At 72.9% G+C, this 19,289-nt stretch carries 11 protein-coding genes; 2 read left to right on the top strand and 9 right to left on the bottom strand.

Features of this window, described 5'->3' with window-relative positions:
• Nucleotides 1-174 precede the first annotated feature (174 nt).
• The gene (locus AB0469_RS11140; protein ID WP_366451057.1) at nt 175-3,054 is read right to left on the bottom strand and encodes a vitamin B12-dependent ribonucleotide reductase; all 2,880 of its coding nucleotides are present in this window, start codon (nt 3,052-3,054) and stop codon (nt 175-177) included.
• Between the two features lie 134 nt (nt 3,055-3,188).
• Nucleotides 3,189-3,704 (bottom strand): transcriptional regulator NrdR, encoded by a 516-nt coding sequence (nrdR, locus tag AB0469_RS11135; protein ID WP_042810078.1) that lies wholly within the window; start codon nt 3,702-3,704, stop codon nt 3,189-3,191.
• Nucleotides 3,705-4,220: 516 nt separating this feature from the next.
• Here nrdR and lexA point away from each other — a divergent pair.
• Complete coding sequence (gene lexA, locus AB0469_RS11130; RefSeq protein WP_042810077.1) at nt 4,221-5,015, top strand: transcriptional repressor LexA; 795 nt, start codon at nt 4,221-4,223, stop codon at nt 5,013-5,015.
• Nucleotides 5,016-5,099: 84 nt separating this feature from the next.
• Here lexA and AB0469_RS11125 read toward each other — a convergent pair whose 3' ends face one another.
• The 5 genes from AB0469_RS11125 to AB0469_RS11105 form a co-directional block, all read right to left on the bottom strand.
• Nucleotides 5,100-7,070: an ATP-dependent DNA helicase gene (locus AB0469_RS11125; protein WP_366451056.1), complete on the bottom strand. Its 1,971-nt coding sequence runs from the start codon at nt 7,068-7,070 to the stop codon at nt 5,100-5,102.
• Between the two features lie 51 nt (nt 7,071-7,121).
• The gene (locus AB0469_RS11120; protein ID WP_366451055.1) at nt 7,122-8,978 is read right to left on the bottom strand and encodes an IucA/IucC family protein; all 1,857 of its coding nucleotides are present in this window, start codon (nt 8,976-8,978) and stop codon (nt 7,122-7,124) included.
• 103 nt (nt 8,979-9,081) lie between these two features.
• Nucleotides 9,082-9,771 (bottom strand): GNAT family N-acetyltransferase, encoded by a 690-nt coding sequence (locus tag AB0469_RS11115; protein WP_366451054.1) that lies wholly within the window; start codon nt 9,769-9,771, stop codon nt 9,082-9,084.
• A gap of 30 nt (nt 9,772-9,801) precedes the next feature.
• On the bottom strand, nt 9,802-11,799 hold the full coding sequence (locus AB0469_RS11110; RefSeq protein WP_366451053.1) for an IucA/IucC family protein: 1,998 nt from the start codon (nt 11,797-11,799) through the stop codon (nt 9,802-9,804).
• 1,213 nt (nt 11,800-13,012) lie between these two features.
• Nucleotides 13,013-14,281, bottom strand: coding sequence for a diaminobutyrate--2-oxoglutarate transaminase family protein (locus AB0469_RS11105; protein ID WP_366451176.1), 1,269 nt, complete (start codon nt 14,279-14,281; stop codon nt 13,013-13,015).
• 420 nt (nt 14,282-14,701) lie between these two features.
• On the opposite strand from AB0469_RS11105, the gene AB0469_RS11100 reads away from it, so the two are divergent.
• The gene (locus tag AB0469_RS11100; protein WP_366451052.1) at nt 14,702-15,889 is read left to right on the top strand and encodes a hypothetical protein; all 1,188 of its coding nucleotides are present in this window, start codon (nt 14,702-14,704) and stop codon (nt 15,887-15,889) included.
• A 128-nt stretch (nt 15,890-16,017) separates the two neighbouring features.
• Here the strand turns inward: AB0469_RS11100 and hflX are convergent, their stop codons facing one another.
• Both hflX and AB0469_RS11090 read right to left on the bottom strand, forming a co-directional pair.
• Entirely contained in the window at nt 16,018-17,523 is a 1,506-nt protein-coding gene (gene hflX / locus AB0469_RS11095) for a GTPase HflX (RefSeq protein ID WP_366451051.1), read from the bottom strand.
• Between the two features lie 161 nt (nt 17,524-17,684).
• Entirely contained in the window at nt 17,685-19,229 is a 1,545-nt protein-coding gene (locus AB0469_RS11090; RefSeq protein WP_366451050.1) for a M1 family metallopeptidase, read from the bottom strand.
• Nucleotides 19,230-19,289 lie beyond the last annotated feature (60 nt).

Raw genomic sequence — 19,289 nt, 5'->3', positions numbered from 1 at the left:
CTCCCCCGGTCGTGGTGTTCGCCGGCCCGCGCGTGCCCGCGGGCCCCTCCCCATGATCACCACCCCGCCTCCGCGCACCAACCGTATTCACCCGCTCCCGCACCGGAAACGCCGAAGAGGGTGCCGACCCGCGGGTCGGCACCCTCTTCCTTACGCGGTGCTAGGCGTCAGCCGTCAGCTGCAGCCGCTGGTGGAGCCGCAGCCCTCGCAGATGTAGCAGGAGCCGGCGCGCTGCATCTTCGTACCGCAGGAGAAGCAGAGCGGGGCGTCGGCGGAGACGCCCATCTGCATCTCGACCAGCTCGGCGTTGCTGTGCGCCGTCTTCGGGGCCGGGACCGGGACGACCGCCACCGGCTTGGCCACGGGGGCGACCGGCGCCGACTGGGCCAGGGACTCGGTGTCGATCTCCTCCTCGAGCGGCTCGTACGAGCCGGTGTCGAGGTGGCGCTGGCGCTCCTCGGCGGAGTGGATGCCGAGGGCCGAGCGGGTCTCGAAGGGCAGGAAGTCGAGCGCCACGCGGCGGAAGATGTAGTCGACGATCGACTGCGCCATCCGCACGTCCGGGTCGTCCGTCATACCGGCCGGCTCGAAGCGCATGTTGGTGAACTTCGCGACGTACGTCTCCAGCGGGACGCCGTACTGCAGACCGACCGAGACGGCGATCGAGAAGGCGTCCATCATGCCCGCGAGGGTCGAGCCCTGCTTGGACATCTTCAGGAAGACCTCGCCCAGGCCGTCGTCCGGGTAGGAGTTGGCCGTCATGTAGCCCTCGGCGCCACCGACCGTGAAGGACGTGGTGATCCCCGGGCGGCCCTTGGGGAGGCGCTTGCGGACCGGCCGGTACTCGATGACCTTCTCGACCGCCGTGCGGATGGTCTCCTCGGCCTTCTCGGTGATCTCGGCCTTCTCCTCCTCCTTCTTCTTGGCGGAGAGGGGCTGGCCGACCTTGCAGTTGTCGCGGTAGATCGCGAGCGCCTTGACGCCCAGCTTCCACGCCTCGAAGTAGATCTCCTCGATCTCCTCGACGGTCGCCGTCTCCGGCATGTTGACCGTCTTCGAGATCGCGCCGGAGATCCAGGGCTGGATCGCGGCCATCATGCGGACGTGGCCCATCGGGGAGATGGAGCGCTCACCCATCGCGCAGTCGAAGACCTCGTAGTGCTCGGTCTTCAGACCCGGGGCGTCGACGACATTGCCGTGCTCGGCGATGTGGGAGACGATCGCCTCGATCTGCTCCTCCTGGTAGCCCAGGCGGCGCAGGGCCTGCGGGACGGTGCCGTTGACGATCTGCATCGAGCCGCCGCCGACGAGCTTCTTGAACTTGACCAGCGCCAGGTCCGGCTCGACACCGGTGGTGTCGCAGGACATCGCGAGACCGATGGTGCCGGTCGGCGCGAGGACGGAGGCCTGGGAGTTGCGGAAGCCGTTCTTCTCGCCGAGGCGCAGGACGTCCTGCCAGGCCTCGGTGGCGGCGGCCCAGATCGCGTTGTCCAGGTCCTCGGTGCGCGGCGCGACGGCGTTGGCGTCGGCGTGCTGCTTCATGACGCGCTTGTGCGAGTCGGCGTTGCGGGCGTAGCCGTCGTACGGGCCGACGATGGCGGCCAGCTCGGCGGAGCGCTTGTACGCGGTGCCGGTCATCAGCGAGGTGATCGCGGCGGCGAGGGTGCGGCCGCCGTCCGAGTCGTACGCGTGGCCGGTCGCCATCAGGAGGGCGCCGAGGTTGGCGTAGCCGATGCCCAGCTGGCGGAAGGCGCGGGTGTTCTCGCCGATCTTCTGCGTCGGGAAGTCCGCGAAGCAGATGGAGATGTCCATCGCGGTGATGACGAGCTCGACGACCTTGGCGAAGCGCTCGGCGTCGAAGGACTGGTTGCCCTTGCCGTCGTCGTTCAGGAACTTCATCAGGTTCAGCGAGGCGAGGTTGCAGGACGTGTTGTCCAGGTGCATGTACTCGCTGCAGGGGTTGGACGCGGTGATGCGGCCGGACTCGGGGCAGGTGTGCCAGTTGTTGATCACACCGTCGTACTGGATGCCCGGGTCGGCGCAGGCCCACGCGGCCTCGGCGAGCTTGCGGAACAGCGCCTTGGCGTCGACCTTCTCGATGACCTCGCCGGTCATGCGGGCGCGCAGGCCGAACTCGGTGCCGTTCTCGACGGCCGTCATGAACTCGTCGTTCACGCGGACGGAGTTGTTGGCGTTCTGGTACTGGACGGACGTGATGTCGTCGCCGCCCAGGTCCATGTCGAAGCCCGCGTCGCGCAGGGCTCGGATCTTCTCCTCCTCCTTCACCTTGGTGGCGATGAAGTCCTCGACGTCCGGGTGGTCCACGTCCAGGACGACCATCTTGGCCGCGCGGCGGGTGGCGCCGCCCGACTTGATCGTTCCGGCGGACGCGTCGGCGCCGCGCATGAAGGAGACCGGGCCGGAGGCGTTGCCGCCGGAGGAGAGGAGCTCCTTGGAGGAGCGGATGCGGGAGAGGTTCAGGCCGGCGCCGGAGCCGCCCTTGAAGATCATGCCCTCTTCCTTGTACCAGTCGAGGATCGACTCCATGGAGTCGTCGACGGAGAGGATGAAGCAGGCGGAGACCTGCTGCGGCTGGGGCGTGCCGACGTTGAACCACACCGGGGAGTTGAAGCTGAAGATCTGGTGCAGGAGGGCGTAGGTCAGCTCGTGCTCGAAGATCTCCGCGTCGGCGGGGGACGCGAAGTAGTCGTAGTCCTCGCCGGCCTTCGTGTAGGTCTTCACGATGCGGTCGATGAGCTGCTTCAGACCGGTCTCGCGCTGCGGGGTGCCGACCGCGCCGCGGAAGTACTTGCTGGTGACGATGTTGACCGCGTTCACCGACCAGAAGTCGGGGAACTCGACGCCGCGCTGCTCGAAGTTGACCGAGCCGTCGCGCCAGTTCGTCATGACGACGTCACGGAGCTCCCAGTTCACCTCGTCGTACGGGTGCACGCCGGGGGTGGTGTGGATGCGCTCGATCCGCAGGCCGCCCTTGGCGGCCTTGGTCCCCTTGGCGCGGGAACCACGTGCCGAGCTGCTCGCCGTCTCTGTCATGCCGCCTGCCTCCCATATGCGGGCAAAAACGCCCTAAAGTGCCAGCGATATTCCGCGGCACAATGCTGTGTCCTGGATCTACGAATCTCGCCCTGCCGACCGGCGGGGCCGCACTGCGCTGCGGCCCTGTCCGGTCAGTCGGCGGCGGAGGCGGGCACGGGGACGACCGAGGGGGTCCCTCCGGGCTCGCACTCATGGGGATGAGGCCGCGGCTCGCGAAGTTCCGCGATGGCGGTCTCGAAGTCTTCAAGGGTGTCGAAAGCTTTGTAAACGGACGCGAACCGCAGGTACGCGACCAGGTCGAGCTCCTGCAACGGGCCGAGTATGGCCAGACCCACGTCGTGGGTGGTCAGCTCGGCGCTCCCGGTGGCGCGCACCGCCTCCTCGACCCGCTGGCCGAGCTTGGCGAGGGCGTCCTCGGTGACCGGCCGCCCCTGGCACGCCTTGCGGACGCCAGAGATGACCTTGGTGCGGCTGAAGGGTTCCGTGACCCCGCTTCGCTTGATCACCATCAGCGAGGCCGTCTCCACCGTCGTGAAGCGACGGGAGCAGTCGGGGCACTGACGGCGCCGGCGGATCGACGTTCCGTCGTCGGTGGTGCGGCTGTCGACGACGCGGCTGTCGGGGTGCCTGCAGAAGGGGCAGTGCATGGTTCCCTCACCCTCCTCTTGGCACGACTGAATCACCCCACGGAGCCCCTCAACGACGGAGAGCGAGTCTCCGCCGGGGGCTCGTGAAGCAGCCACAAGCATATGCGATCCGGGAGGTCCGAGCAGACTCCGACCACAACTTGTGGGCTGTGACGCTCATCCAACCACTAGATCTTGCGTTGGGCAGGATTTGCACCCCTACGCGTGTCGCGGGGCCCGATGGCCGGTTTCCGGTGCTTGCGGTGCCACACTGGGCAAGGACCCGAGCGGTGGCGACCCAACCGGGAAGGGTACCGTAAGCAGCACACGCGGTTCCGAATCCACGTTCGGACGACGGGTCCGCCGCACACCGCAGGACCGCCGTTCGAGCCGGTCATCCACGCCGGCCGTCCATACACCCACCGCTCTAACCCAGGTGGGGGATCCGCGATTTTTCACTCGAACGTGTGTTTGGCGCAACCTTTCGAAAGCTACTACCGTTGTCCAGCTAGGGAGAACATTTCGAGAGGGGCCGACGTGACCACCACCGCAGACAGTGCCACCATCACTGCCCAGAACCGCTCCCAGAGCCGACTCGAGCCGGTGCATGCCATGAATGACGCCAGTCAGAACCCGGAGGCGGAGGCCGCCGTGCGCCCCGCACGCTCGCTGCCAGGGCGACCTCCAGGCATCCGCGCCGACAGCTCCGGACTCACGGACCGGCAGCGGAGGGTCATCGAGGTCATCCGCGACTCGGTGCAGCGCCGCGGCTACCCGCCGTCCATGCGCGAGATCGGCCAGGCCGTCGGCCTCTCCAGCACCTCCTCCGTCGCGCACCAGCTGATGGCCCTGGAGCGCAAGGGCTTCCTGCGCCGCGACCCGCACCGCCCCCGCGCCTACGAGGTGCGCGGCTCCGACCAGCCCAGCTCGCAGCCCACCGACACCACCGGCAAGCCCGCCGCCTCCTACGTTCCCCTGGTCGGCCGGATCGCGGCCGGCGGCCCGATCCTCGCCGAGGAGTCGGTCGAGGACGTCTTCCCCCTCCCCCGCCAGCTCGTCGGTGACGGCGAGCTCTTCGTGCTCAAGGTCGTGGGCGACTCGATGATCGAGGCGGCCATCTGCGACGGCGACTGGGTCACCGTCCGCCGCCAGCCCGTCGCGGAGAACGGCGACATCGTCGCCGCGATGCTGGACGGCGAAGCCACGGTCAAGCGCTTCAAGCGGGAGGACGGCCATGTGTGGCTACTCCCGCACAACGCCGCCTACCAGCCGATCCCCGGCGACGAGGCGACCATCCTCGGCAAGGTCGTCGCCGTACTGCGCCGCGTCTGACCCCGCGCCCCCCAGCCAGCTCCGGGACCCTCTGCGCCGGTCCCGGAGCTGTTGTACGCCCCCCGTGCGCCTGCCGGCCTGACCCTACTTGCCGTCGGCCTTCGCGCTCGCGTCGATCGCGGCCAGTGAGCGGCGGACCTGGTTGCGGTCCGTCGTGTACCAGAAGTCGGGCAGCGAGGCGCGCAGGAAGCTCCCGTACCGGGCCGTGGCCAGACGGGGGTCGAGCACCGCGACGACGCCCCGGTCACCGGAGGCCCGAACGAGCCGGCCGGCACCCTGGGCCATCAGCAGGGCCGCATGCGTGGCGGCGACCGCCATGAAACCGTTGCCCCCGTTCTCCTCCACGGACTTCTGCCGCGCGCTCATCAGCGGGTCGTCGGGGCGCGGGAACGGGATCCGGTCCATGATCACCAGCTGGCAGCTGGGGCCGGGCACGTCGACGCCCTGCCAGAGGGAGAGCGTGCCGAACAGGCAGGTGCGCGGGTCCGCCGCGAAGGCCTTGATCAGCTCACCCAGCGTCTCCTCGCCCTGGAGCAGGATCGGGTTGTCGAGCCGTCCGCGCAGTTCCTCGGCGGCGGCCTTGGCGCCGCGCATGGAAGAGAAGAGGCCGAGGGTCCGGCCACCCGCCGCCTCGATCAGCTCCGCCAGCTCGTCCGTCATGTCGCCGCGGGTGCCCTCCCGGCCCGGGGTGGCCAGGTGCTTGGCGACGTAGAGGATGCCCTGCTTCGGGTAGTCGAACGGGGACCCGACGTCCAGGCCCCGCCAGAGCGGGACGCCCTCCCCCTCGACCCCTTCCGGGGAGAGGCCGAGCGAGGCCGCGACCCCGTTGAAGTCCCCGCCGAGCTTGAGGGTGGCGGAGGTGAGGACCACCGAGCGGTCCTCGAAGAGCTTCTCGCGCAGCAGCCCGGACACCGAGAGCGGCGCGACCCGGAGGGTGGCGCCGAAGCGGTCGTGGCGCTCGTACCAGACGACGTCGTACTCGGAGCCGAGCATGATCCGCTCGGCCACCGTGTGGACGTTCTCGACCGCGGCCAGGGCCTGCTTGCGGATGGCGTCCTCGTCGTGGACGGACTTGTCGCGGGTGGCACCGATCGCGGAGATCACGGTGCGGGCGGAGTCGCGCAGGGCGGCCAGCGCGTAGCCGAGGTCGTCGGGGATCTCCTCCAGGCGGCCGGGGAGCGCCAGCTCCATCACCCGCTCGAAGGTCTCCGCGGCGGTCTGCAGGGAGTCCGCGTTCTTCTCGTCGACCAGCTTGGCGGCACGCTTCACCGCCCGGTTGACCTGGCCCGGGGTGAGCTCGCCGGTGGCGACGCCGGTGACGCGGGAGACCAGCTCGTGGGCCTCGTCCACGATCAGGACCTCGTGCTGCGGCAGTACGGGGGCGCCCTCGATGGCGTCGATGGCGAGCAGCGCGTGGTTGGTGACGACCACGTCCGCGAGCTTGGCCCGCTCGCGGGCCGCCTCGGCGAAGCACTCGGCGCCGTACGCGCACTTCGTGGCGCCCAGGCACTCCCGGGAGGAGACCGAGATCTGGCCCCAGGCCTTGTCGGAGACGCCGGGGGTGAGGTCGTCGCGGTCGCCGGTCTCGGTCTCGTCCGCCCAGTCGCGCAGGCGCAGCAGGTCCTTGCCGAGTTTGCTGGTGGGGGCGGCCGCCTCGAACTGGTCGAAGAGGCCCTCCTCCTCGTCCTGCGGGGCGCCCTCGTGCAGCCGGTGCAGGCACAGGTAGTTCGACCGGCCCTTGAGCATGGCGAACTGCGGCCGTCGGCGCAGCTGCGGGTGGAGCGCCTCGACCGTGCGCGGCAGGTCGCGCTCGACGAGCTGGCGCTGGAGCGCCAGCGTCGCCGTGGCCACGACGACGCGCTCGCCGTGCGCGAGGGCCGGCACCAGGTAGCCGAGGGACTTGCCGGTGCCGGTGCCGGCCTGGATCAGCCGATGGGAGTTGTCGTCGATCGCTTCGGCGACGGCTTCGGCCATGGCCACCTGGCCGGGGCGCTCCGTACCGCCGACGGCGGAGACGGCGGCGTGCAGCAGGTCGGGGAGGGAGGGCTTCGTCATAGCAGGACCAACCCTACGGGGCGCCGCCGACAGTGGCGTACCGCTCGGGCCTCACGGGCGGTACAGGGGGTTGGGCACGGTGCCGTGGGTGACGGCGTGAGGACGGTCCGGGCGGTCGCGGTAGCCGTCCTGGTGCAGCCGGTTGCGGTTGAGGCAGAGCCGGTCGATCCGCTCGGTGAGCAGGTCGAACAGCTCGTAGCGGTCCTTGAGCTCGGGGAAGCGGGCCTGGTGGCGGAGGATCTCCGCCCGTACGAGGGACCAGAAGTCCTCCTCGGGGACGGCGAGGCGGTCCTCGCACAGGGCGGCGAGGTAGCGGAAGACCCCGACGAACAGGCCGGCGTGGAGGAACTGGGTGAGGAAGGCGGGCGGCTCGGAGCGCAGGACGGCGCGGGCCTCGTCGGGCAGGGAATCCTGCTCGGGCAGCCGGGCGCTGCTGATGCCGACGTCGGCCACGAAGTCCTTGACCGCGAGGCGGACGGGCACGTCCTGCTCGTCGAAGACCACGATCGCGTTCTCGCCGTGGGGGGAGAAGACGGTGCCGTAGCGGTAGAGGAAGTGGAGCAGCGGGGGCAGCAGGGCGGCGAAGAGCCTCTGGAGCCAGGCCGTGGGGGTGAGGCCGGAGCGGGCGACGAGTTCGGCGGTGAAGGAGCGGCCGCGCGGGTCGGTGTGGAGGAGCGAGGCGAGGGTGCGGGCGCGCTCGCCGGGGGCGAGCCGGCGGCCCAGGGGTTCGCGCCAGATCGCTCCGAGGAGCTCCTTGTACTGGTAGGGGACCTCGGGGAGCCGCCCGTACACGGGGTGGCGGACGGTGACGGAGGCGACCTCGCCGAGCAGGATCACCCCGCATTCGTCGCGCAGGAAGGGGTCGGCGTCGCGCAGGGAGTGGATCCAGGCGGTGACGGCGGGGGCGGCCAGGGTGAGGTCGCCGGGCAGGCCCCGCCAGACCATGGTGTTGAGGACGGACAGCGGGAGTTTGACGCTGTGCCGGTCGGGACGGGTGAGGTTGAGGAAGGTGCGGACGGACTGCTGCGGGAGCCGTTCGTCGGGGTCGGCCGGGAGCGGGACCAGGGCTCCGGAGGCGAGGGCGGGGGCGAAGAGGGGGAGGACGACCTCGTCCCACTGCCAGGGGTGGACGGGCAGGTAGAGGTAGCCGAGGGGGTCGAGTCCCCGGTCGCGGAGGGTCCGGTCGAAGACGGCACGGGTGACGGGGTCGAGCTCGGCCGCGTAGAGGCGTGCGGGATCTTCCAGGCCGGCGGCGCCGCGGTACTCGGCGAGGGAGGTGTGGGCGGCGAGCCAGGGCAGGCGCTGGGGGGTGCGGGCCTCGGGGGCCCAGGCGGCGGCGTCCGCGGCGGACCATCCGACGCGGCCCTTGTTGGCGACGAGCCAGGGGTGGCCCGTCTGGTGGCCTTCGAGCGCGGCGTAGTCCAGGTCGGCGAGGACGTCGGCGGTGAGGGCGTGGTGGTCGAGGCGGGCGTCGGCGGCGAGGGTGGCGCTGAGCTCGCGGATCAGGTGGCCGAGGGTGGGGCCGTCGAGGCCGAGGAGGGTGCGGGCGCGGACGAGGAAGCCGTACGGGTCGCCGAAGGACGTCGGGGACCCGGTGGAGGGGGTCGGCGGGGTGAGCGTGATCGTGTCCGGCGCGACCTGCCAGCTGTCGTAGGCGCGGCGGCGGGCGCGGAAGCCGAGGCTGCTGCCGTCGTCGAGGGTCAGGGTCCAGGCGTCGCCCGCGGCCGCCGGTGCCGGGCCGGGGGTGACGATCTCCTCGTAGGCGAACTCGGAGAGCATCTTGGCGAGCAGCCGGCGGGCGGCGGAGTCCCAGGTCGGGCGGTTGAGCTCGGGGGGCGTGCGGGGGTGCTGGGGCGACGGGGGGAAGGCGGGCTCCGTGGAGTCGGGGGCTGCGGGGAAAGTCGGCACGGGACTCCTCGAGGATCGGGAACTCCGCGGTGGTGCGCGGAGTTTTCGAAGGGAGAGGCGTGAGGGAACGGTCTGGGGACGGACGGCGGGTCGGCGGCGGCGATCAGAGGAGATTGCGCAGCGACCGGTCCCGGATCATCAGGGCGGCGCGCTTCCCGGGGAGTTCGATCTCCGTGGCGTAGCGGAAACCGGCGGCGAGGAAGGCCGATACGGAGGGGGTGTTGCGGATGTCCGGTTCGGCGATGACCCGTGTGCAGCGCGGGCGGTTGTCGAAGACGAGCTCGGTGACGGCGCGCAGCAGCGTGGTCCCCAGGCCCCGGCCGCGGTTCGTGCCGTCTCCGATCAGCAGGTGGATACCCGTGTCGTGGGGGCGCGCCGGGTAGTGGCGGGAGACCGGGTCGAGGTCGGCCCGGTAGACCTCCCAGTAGCTCATCGGGGCGCCGTCGAGCAGGCCGAGGCAGGGGATGCTGCGGCCGTCGCCGTCGAGCTGGGCCCGCAGGTGGGCTGCGGTGACGGCGGAGGCGCCGGCCAGCTCCCAGTAGGCGGCCACGTCGGGGTCGTTCATCCAGCGGGTCAGGAGCGGGAGGTCCCGGCCCGGCCGTACGGGTTCGAGGCGGAAGGCTCCGGCCGGTGTGGGGTAGGAGCCCCAGCCCGCGGGTGAGTCGAGGAGGTCCGCCTCGGCGAGCAGGGGCAGCAGCCCGACGTTGAAGCGGTGTCCGGTGGTCTCGTGCAGGGCGGTCCCCTGGCGGGCGAGGCCGGTGACGGTGCTGGTGGTGGTTTCGGCGGCGGGCATCGGGCTCTTCTCCGTGTCGGTGGGCGCGCGTCAGTCGTGGAGGGGGTTGGTGATGGTGACGTAGACGGACTGCGTGTCGACGGGGCCCACGAGCTCGTCGAGGCCGCCCAGGCGGGTGAGCAGGTTCGCCTTGCAGCGGAGGGTGGGTGAGTCCAGCAGCTGCGCGGGGAGCGGTCCGAGGCCTACGGCCTTGCCGAGGAAGCGGCGGAAGGCGGCGAGGAGTAGGCGTTCGTCGGCGAGCCGCTGGGAGCCGAAGGCTCCGATGAGGCCGAGCACGTTGTTGATGCCGAGGTAGTAGGCGAAGCGTTCGTCGGTGACGGCGTCGGGCACGAAGGTGTCGCTCGCGCGGCCGATGCCGGGGAGCCGGTGTTCCAGCTCGTCGCGCCGGGAGTCGCGGAAGTAGTACCCCTGGTTGTCGCGGAAGCGGCCGCCGACGGGCCAGCCGGCCCGGTCGAGGAGCACCAGGGTGTTCTGCTGGTGGGCTTCGAGGGCGATCCCGGCGAGCGCGTCGAAGGCGAGGACCGGCAGGACGACCTGGTCCAGGTAGCGCAGGAACCACTCGGTGGCGACCGCGGAGGCGGGGCGGCCGGTGGTCGCGGCGAGCCGGGAGACGGTGTCGGCGAGCCGGGAGCGCATCGTGGTGCAGCCCGGCCACGGGCGTGGGGAGGTGAGTGCGGCGACGCAGACGGCGTCGTCGTCGGAGCGGAAGGGGTTGTGGCGGAGCAGGGCGTCGAGGCCGGGCACGGGGGTCCCGTCGGGTGTGTCGACGGCGACCCAGGCGGGGTCGCGGACGATGTCGAAGCCGGGATGGGCGGTCTGCCACTGCTCGGCGAGGCCGGTGCGGAGCAGCCGGTGCACCTCGACGCCGCGGTGGAGTTCCTTGCGGAGGTTCTCGCGACGGGAGTTGGTGATGCGCAGGCCCAGGGAGAGCTTGAGCATGGCGGGCGCGCCGGGGCGGTGGACGGTGCGGACGGAGGAGGTGGGGTACCAGGGGGTTCCGTACGGACCGAGGTCGGTCAGGAGTCCCGCGTCGCGGAGGGCGGCGACGGCGGGGCGCTGGAGGAGGTCGCGGGCCTGCCAGGGGTGCAGGGGAAGGGGGGTGGTACCGGCGGGCAGCGGGAGCCCGGGGGCCAGCCGGGCGAGGAGCCGGGCGGCGCAGACCGGGCGGCCGCGTTCGGTCCAGGCGGATTCGGTGGCGAGGACGGTCGGTGCGACCGCGATCCAGTGCAGGGGGAAGGAGCCGTGGAGTTCGGGTGAGTAGCGGTGTGCTTCGGCCTCGGAGAGTCCTTCGCGGCTCTTGGGGTCCGGTTGGAGGGGGTGGCCGAGGAGGAGTGACTGCTCCGCGGTGAGGAAGAGGTCGCCCGCGATGGGCGCGGGGGCGGTGGGGCGGTGGCGCCGGTCGGCGATGAAGTCGGTGGTGCGGCGTACCGAGTCGGCGACCCGGCCGACGAGGTCGGCGCTGCGGCCGTTGCCCTCGCGGGCGAGCAGGGATGCGAGGGTGACGGCGTCCACGGCGGGAGCGTCGGCGGGGGCGCCTTCGAGGCGGGCGGGGGCGAAGCGGTGCCAGCCCGCCTCGGACCAGTGGCGGACGGGGACGAGCAGCGCGGCGGCGGATGCGGGGAGGGGGATGCGGAGCGGGGTCCCGACGGGCCCGTCGGGGCGGCCGATGCCGCTCTCGCGGATCCAGCACCGCAGCAGGTTTTCCACGGTCGCGGCCTCGGCGGCGGTGGCCGGGTCGGGATGGTCCAGCGGGTCGGGCAACACCGCCGGGTCGGGCCCGGCAGGTCCGGCCCCGCCCGCCCGGGGGCGGGGGGCCGCGGCCTTCTGCCGGGGCACGGTCTCGCTCCGGTCCGCTGCCGTGGCCTGGCCGGGCCCGGGCCGGGCCGGCCCGGGGGCAGCGGCCGGTTCCCGGTCCGCCCGCTGGGTCCCGGGCGCCTGACCGGATGCGGATCCGGCCCAGGGCAGCACCGGAGCGGGCCCGGCCTCCGGCCGAGGGGGCTGGGGTGTGTCCTGCGGCCCGGGTCGCACGGCACCTGCCGGGGGTGCCGGTGCGGCGGCGGGCTCCGCGTGGACCGGCTGCCCGGGCCGGGCCGGGGGCGGGGTGGCGGCCGGCTCCGTGAGCTGGGCACCGTCCCCCACCCCGACCGGGCCCGGGTCCCCTGCCCACGTCGTCCCGGTCGGTCGGGCCTCGAGGTCGGCGATCCCCAGTGCCGCCGGAGCCTCCGCGTCGGGCGGGCGGATGGTGGCGGGGGTGGCCCTGCCCGTCGTGTGGGGTGCGGGGGCGGAGGACTCTGCGGCGGCTCGGGTGTCGGGGTGGGAGCGGGGGCTGGTCGGGGACGTCGGTCGCGGCTCGGGGTAGGCGGTCGCTGCCGGGCGCGGTGCCGTGTGGATGGTTGCGGCGGCTGGCGGGGTGGCCGGGCGCGGTGCCGTGTGGGTGGTCACGGCCGCAGGCGGGGCGGCCGGGCGGGGCTCCCCGTGGATGCATACGGCGGGGGCCGCAGGGTGCGGTTCCCCCTGGACAGCCGCAGCAGCAGGCGGGGCGGCCGGGCGGGGTGCCGCGTGAATGGTCGCCGCCGCGGGCGAGGTCACTGGGCGGGGCTCGCCGTGGATGCATACGGCGGGGGCCGCAGGGCGGGGCTCCCCCTGGATAGCCGCGGCAGCAGGCGGGGTGGCCGGGCGCGGTGCCGCGTGGATGGTCGCGGCCGCGGGCGAGGTCACTGGGCGGGGCTCCCCGTGGATGCATACGGCGGGGGCCGCAGGGCGCGGTTCCCCCTGGATAGCCGCGGCAGCAGGCGGGGCGGCCAGGCGCGGTGCCGCGTGAATGGTCGCCGCCGCGGGCGAGGTCACTGGGCGGGGCTCCCCGTGGATGCATACGGCGGGGGCCGCAGGGCGGGGCTCCCCCTGGACAGCCGCAGCAGCGGGCAGGGCGGCCAGGCGCGGTGCCGCGGGGGTGGCGGCGGCCGCGGGCGGGCTCGCTGGGCGGGGCTCCCCGTGGATGGTTACGGCCGTGGGCGGCGTCGCCGGGCGCGGTTGCGCGTAGGTGACGGCGGCGGGCGGGGTGGCCGGGCCGGGCTCCCCGTGGATGGTTACGGCCGCGGGCGGGGTGGCCGGGCCGGGCTCCCCGTGGATGGATACGGCCGTGGGCGGGGTGGCCGGGCCGGGTTCCGTGTGGGGGGATGTGGGCGGGGGGGTTGGGTGGGGTGGGGTGGGGGGTTCGGGGTGGGGCATGGGGGTCCTCGGGTCAGTGGGCGGCTGCGGGGACGGCGTCGGCGAGGCGGTCCAGGACGGCTGTGGCCTGCTCGTCGGTCAGGGTGAGCGGGGGCAGCAGGCGGACCACGGCGCCGTGGCGGCCGCCGAGTTCGACGATCAGGCCGCGGTCCAGGCATTCCTGGCGGATGGCGGCGGCGAGGGCGGGGGCGGCGGCCCCGGTGTCGGGGTCGACGATCTCGATGCCGAGCATGAGGCCCCGGCCCCGGACGTCGCCGATGCAGGGCTGGTCGCCCGCCAGCCCGCGCAGGGCCGTCAGCATCCGTCCGCCCAGCTCCGCCGCGCGCTCGGCGAGGCCGTTGCGGCGGACGTAGGCGAGGGTGGCGGTGCCGGCGGCCATGGCGAGCTGGTTGCCGCGGAACGTTCCGGCATGGGCCCCGGGCGCCCAGACGTCCAGCTCCGAGCGGTAGACGATCACGGCGAGCGGCAGGCTGCCGCCGATCGCCTTGGACAGGACCATCACGTCGGGGACGACCCCGGAGTGGTCGACGCCCCAGAAGGCGCCGGTGCGGCCCACGCCGGTCTGGACCTCGTCCGCGATCAGCGGGATGCCCCGGGCCTCGGTGATCTCCCGCATCCGGCGCAGCCAGTCGTCCGGGGCCGGGTGGACCCCGCCCTCGCCCTGGACGGGTTCGACGAGCATGGCCGCCGGCGCGGGCACCCCGCCCTTGGGGTCGTCGAGCAGGCTCTCGGTCCAGGCCGCGGAGAGCCGGGCCCCCTCCGCACCGCCGACCCCGAAGGGGCAGCGGTGGTCCTGCGGGTAGGGCAGCCGGGTCACGCGGACGTCGGTGGCGCCGCCGGAGGCCGAGAGGGCCCCGGCCGTCATCCCGTGGTAGGCCCCGGTGAAGGCGAGGAGGCCGGAGCGGCCGGTGGCCGCCCGGACCAGCTTCAGCGCGGCCTCGACGGCGTCCGTCCCGGCCGGCCCGCAGAACTGGACGCGGGCGTCGGCGGCCAGCCCGGCCGGCAGGTTGGCGAAGAGCTCCGTGGTGAACGCGTCCTTGACCGGTGTCGCGAGGTCGAGCACGTGCAGCGGGGCGCCCGAGTCGAGGACCCCTCGGATGGCCTCCAGGACGACGGGGTGGTTGTGCCCGAGGGCGAGGGTGCCGGCGCCGGAGAGGCAGTCGAGGTAGCGCCGCCCGTCGGCGCCCTCGATGGTCAGCCCGCGCGCGCGTACCGGGACGATGGGCAGCGAGCGCGCGTACGTCCGGGCCGCGGACTCCCGCAGTGCCTGCCTGCGCAGGATGCCTTCGGCCGCGGCGGCCCCGCGGCCGCCCTGGGGCGGAGTCTGTGCCGCGGCTGCGGCCTGTTCGGTCAGGGACACGACTGTCGGACCTCCCGCACGGATTCCTCTTCCGGACTGCGCCTCGAACACGAACGCTGCTGGACCGTCCCCCGTACGTACCAACGACGGCGGCGGCGCCGGATCACGGGTCGGCGGAAGATCCTTGCCGGCCCGGGCCTCCTGAACGTCCCTCAGCAGCCCGCCGCGCCGCGCCCGCTCCCGGTGTGAACAGCGGGTGAAGACGCCCGGCCGTGACCGGAACCGCCGACCCGGGGGCCGCCGTCTTCAACGGCGGCGGCATAGTGGGGTGCTGCGCAAGCGAACCGAAGCACTCCGGACGACACCGTCCCAACACCTCGAAGCACCTGGGGGACTTACGACATGCGACCGAACCGACCGGTCACCGCGGCCCTCTGCGCGGCCGCGCTCGCGCTGACCGCCGCGGCCTGCGGACCCGGCGACGGGGAGGCCGGCGGCGACGCCAAGCCGACCGTGGCAGCGAGCCTCCCGTCCGGCGGCGCCGCGGACGGCCCGATCAAGATCCCGCAAGAGCTCAAGGACAAGCTCAAAGAGCACGGCTTCGACATGGAGAAGTGGAAGGGGGGCGCCTGGAAGAACTGGAAGCGGGAGGACTGGCTCCGCGAGGCGAACGACTACGTCAACCCCATCATCGACGGCCTGTGGGACCCGGACCGGATGCGTGACGCGGAGCAGCCGCAGACCCCGGCCGTCGACCCCGACGCCGGCAAGGACCAGGGGGTCACCGACCCGACCCCGGCCCCGGTGACGGCCAAGGCCGCGGTCTCGCCGTACCACTCCAGCGTCCCGGCGTCCGGCAAGGTCTTCTTCGACGGTCCCGAGGGCTCGATGGTCTGCTCGGCGACCGTGGTGAAGGACCCCGCCCACCCCGGCAAGTCCAACATGGTCTGGACGGCGGGCCACTGCGTGCACGCGGGCAAGGCCGGCGGCTGGTACCGCAACATCGCCTTCGTGCCCTCCTACAACAACGCGGGCCGTCCGGCGGCCGAGCTCAAGGGCGCACCCCGCGAGCAGGTGGCTCCGTACGGCGTGTGGTGGAGCGACTGGGCGCAGACCTCCGACCAGTGGATCGCGACCGGCGGACCCACGGGCGGCGCGGGCGCGCCGTACGACTTCGCGGTGCTGCACGTGACCCCGGAGAAGGGCGGCAACGGCAAGTCCCTGGAGGAGACGGTCGGCACGGCGCTCCCGGTGGAGTTCAACGCCCCGGCGGTCCCGAAGATCACGGGGATGACGGCGACGGGCTACCCGGCGGCGGCTCCCTTCGACGGCCAGAAGGCCTTCCAGTGCACGGACAAGCCGGGCCGTCTGGCGCTGCACAAGGAAGACCCGGTGATGTACCGGATCGGCTGCACCATGACGGGCGGCTCCTCCGGCGGCGGCTGGATCGCGACGGGCGCCGACGGCAAGCCGGCGCTGGTGTCGAACACCTCGATCGGTCCGGCGAAGGCGGGCTGGCTGGCCGGCCCGAAGCTGGGGCCCGAGGCCAAGGGGATCTACGACGCGGTGAGCGCCAAGTTCAAGCGGTGAGCGCGGACCGGGCGTAGTCCCGTCCGTACGCGCAACGACTTCCCACGCGCAACGGCTCCGTACGCGAAACGACCGGGGGCCCTCCGCACAGGCGGAGGGCCCCCGGTCGTCGGCGTCTGCGGCCGGCCCTACTGCTTGGCGGGGACGTACGGCGTCAGTTCGGCCGCCAGCTCCCGGTGGACCCGCGCCTTGAGCAGGGTGCCCTCCGGGGTGTGCTCCTCGGAGATCACCTCGCCCTCGGCGTGCGCCCGGGCGATCAGCGCGCCGCGGGTGTACGGCACGAGGGCCTCCACCTCGACGGCGGGCCGGGGCAGCTCGCTGTCGATGAGCGCGAGGAGTTCCTCGATGCCCTGGCCGGTGCGCGCCGAGACGGCGATGGAGTGCCGCTCGATGCGCAGCAGGCGCTGCAGGACGAGCGGGTCCGCGGCATCGGCCTTGTTGACCACCACGATCTCGGGCACGTTGACCGCGCCGACCTCGCGGATGACCTCGCGGACGGCCGCCAGCTGCTCCTCCGGCGCCGGGTGGGAGCCGTCCACGATGTGCAGGATGAGGTCGGAGTCGCCGACCTCTTCCATCGTGGAGCGGAAGGCCTCGACGAGGTGGTGCGGCAGGTGCCGGACGAAGCCGACGGTGTCGGCCAGGGTGTAGACGCGGCCGGACGGGGTCTCGGCCCGGCGCACGGTCGGGTCGAGGGTGGCGAACAGGGCGTTCTCCACCAGGACGCCCGCGCCGGTGAGCCGGTTGAGCAGGGAGGACTTCCCGGCGTTGGTGTAGCCGGCGATGGCGACCGAGGGCACCTTGTTGCGGCGCCGTTCCTGCCGCTTGATGTCGCGGCCGGTCTTCATCTCGGCGATCTCCCGGCGCATCTTCGCCATCTTCTCGCGGATGCGGCGCCGGTCGGTCTCGATCTTGGTCTCACCGGGACCTCGGGTGGCCATGCCGCCACCGCCGCCGCCGCCCATCTGCCGGGACAGCGACTGACCCCAGCCGCGCAGACGGGGCAGCATGTACTGCATCTGCGCGAGGGCGACCTGCGCCTTGCCCTCTCGGGACTTGGCGTGCTGGGCGAAGATGTCCAGGATGAGGGCGGTCCGGTCGACGACCTTGACCTTGACGACGTCCTCGAGGGCGATGAGCTGGCCGGGGCTGAGCTCACCGTCGCAGACGACGGTGTCGGCGCCGCTCTCCAGCACGATGTCCCGCAGCTCGCGGGCCTTGCCGGAGCCGATGAAGGTGGCCGGGTCGGGCTTGTCGCGGCGCTGGATCACACCGTCGAGGACGAGGGCGCCCGCCGTCTCGGCGAGGGCAGCGAGCTCCGCGAGGGAGTTCTCGGCGTCGCCCACCGTGCCGGAGGTCCAGACACCGACGAGGACCACGCGCTCCAGGCGGAGCTGGCGGTACTCGACCTCGGTGACGTCTTCGAGCTCGGTGGAGAGACCGGCCACGCGGCGCAGGGCCGCGCGCTCGGAGCGGTCGAACTGGTCGCCGTCCCGGTCTCCGTCGATCTCGTGGCTCCAGGCGACGTCCTCTTCCATCAGGGCATCGGCCCGAAGGCTCTCGGTGAAGCGCTGCGGGTCCCGCACGTTCTGCGCGTCCCGCGGGTCCTGGGAAGGGGATGAAGAGGAGGTCATTGGATCCTTACGTCGATTCGATTGCATGCGCGCCGGCTACGGCCAAAGGTACCGGCCTGAGTGACCGGCACTGTCACGTCCAACGCGGGAGCCCGTCCGGTGATTCCCCGGACCGCCCCGGCGTCGGCCTCGACGATGGTGTCATGCCCGTTCCCGGCCCGTCATACCGTTTTCCCGCCCGCTCGCGGGGCCGGGGCGTGGGCGGCGGCCGGGGCGCCCTTCGGGGAGGTCTTCGCGGCGGCGTCCGCCGGGGCCTTGGGGGCGGCGGGGGTGCTCCAGTCCGGGTGGCCGGGCATCGGCGGGGTCTTCTCCCCGTAGAGCCAGGGCTCCAGGAAGGCCGAGAGGTCGCGTCCCGCCTCCTGGGAGGCCAGGCGCACGAAGTCCTCGGTTCCCGCGGTCCCGTCCTTGTGCTCCGCCACCCACCGCCGCTCGACCCGGTCGAAGGCCTCCGTGCCGATCTCCTCGCGCAGCGCGTAGAGGATCAGCGCCGACCCGTCGTAGACCACCGGCCGGAACAGTCCGATCTTCTGCCCGGGGGCGGCGGCCTTCGGGGCCGCCGGGGGGCCGCCCGCCGCACGCCACTGGTCGGAGCGCTGGTACGCCTCGCGCATGCGCCGCTCCAGGGAGTACTTGCCGAGCCCGTCCGCGTACAGGGCCTCGTACCAGGTGGCGTGGCCCTCGTTGAGCCACAGGTCGGACCAGGTGCGCGGGGTGACGCTGTCACCGAACCACTGGTGGGCGAGCTCGTGGACCATGACCGCCTCGACGTACCACTCGGGGTAGCCCTCGGCCTCCCCCGCGAACAGGCTGTTCTCGAAGAGCGAGAGGGTCTGCGTCTCCAGCTCGAAGCCGGTGCGGGCGCGCGCGATCAGGACCCCGTAGTTCTCGAAGGGGTAGCGGCCGACCCGCTGCTCCATCCACTCGATGTGCCCGGCGGTCTTGCGCAGCCAGGGTTCCAGCCGCTCCCGGTCGGCGGCGGGCACCACGTCGCGCAGCGGCAGCCCGTGCGGCCCGGTGCGCTGCAGGACGGCGGAGCGGCCGATGGAGACCTGCGCGAGCTCGGTGGCCATCGGGTGCAGGGTCCGGTACGTCCACTGGGCCGCGCCTCCTGCGCGGGCGGCCGGGAGCGCGGCCGGCAGGCCGTTGGCCACGGCCGTGTAGCCCTCGGGGACGGTGACCCGGAAGGTGAAGTAGGCCTTGTCGGCGGGGTGGTCGTTGCAGGGGAAGACGCGGTGGGCGGCGTCGGCCTGGTTGGCCATGGCCAGGCCGTCGTCGGTGGTGACCCAGCCGCCGTCGGCCGAGCCGCGCGGGTCGCTGGTGTGCCGGACGGTGATGCGCAGCGGGGTGTGGGGGGCGACGGGGTGGGCGGGGGTCAGTACGAGGTCCTCCCCCGCGCTCTCGAACCGCGCGGGCTCGCCGTTGACCTCGGCGGAGGCCACCTTCCCGTGGGTGAAGTCCAGGTTGATGCGCTCCAGCGGGGCGAGGGCGCGGGCCTCGATGGCGGTGACCGCGTCGAGGGGGCTGCGGTTGTCCTTGTACGTGAGGGAGAGGTCGTACGAGAGGACGTCGTACCCGGGGTTGCCGAGCTCGGGGAAGAGCCGGTCGCCGATGCCGAGCGCCTCCGGCGGGGGCAGCACGGCGGCGACGAGGGTGAGGGAGGCCGCGGCGAGCAGGGCGGCGCGCAGGCGCGGGGAGGAGAGCTGCATCCACCACCGCTTACCAGCGCCCGCCGCGGGCCCGCGCGCGGCGCGCGACGGATCCACCCG

Origin of the sequence: Streptomyces sp. NPDC093801 (assembly GCF_040701585.1) — a bacterium.
GTDB lineage: Bacteria > Actinomycetota > Actinomycetes > Streptomycetales > Streptomycetaceae > Streptomyces.
Note: the sequence above shows the minus strand (reverse complement) of the source record. Positions and strands in the feature narration are given on the sequence as shown.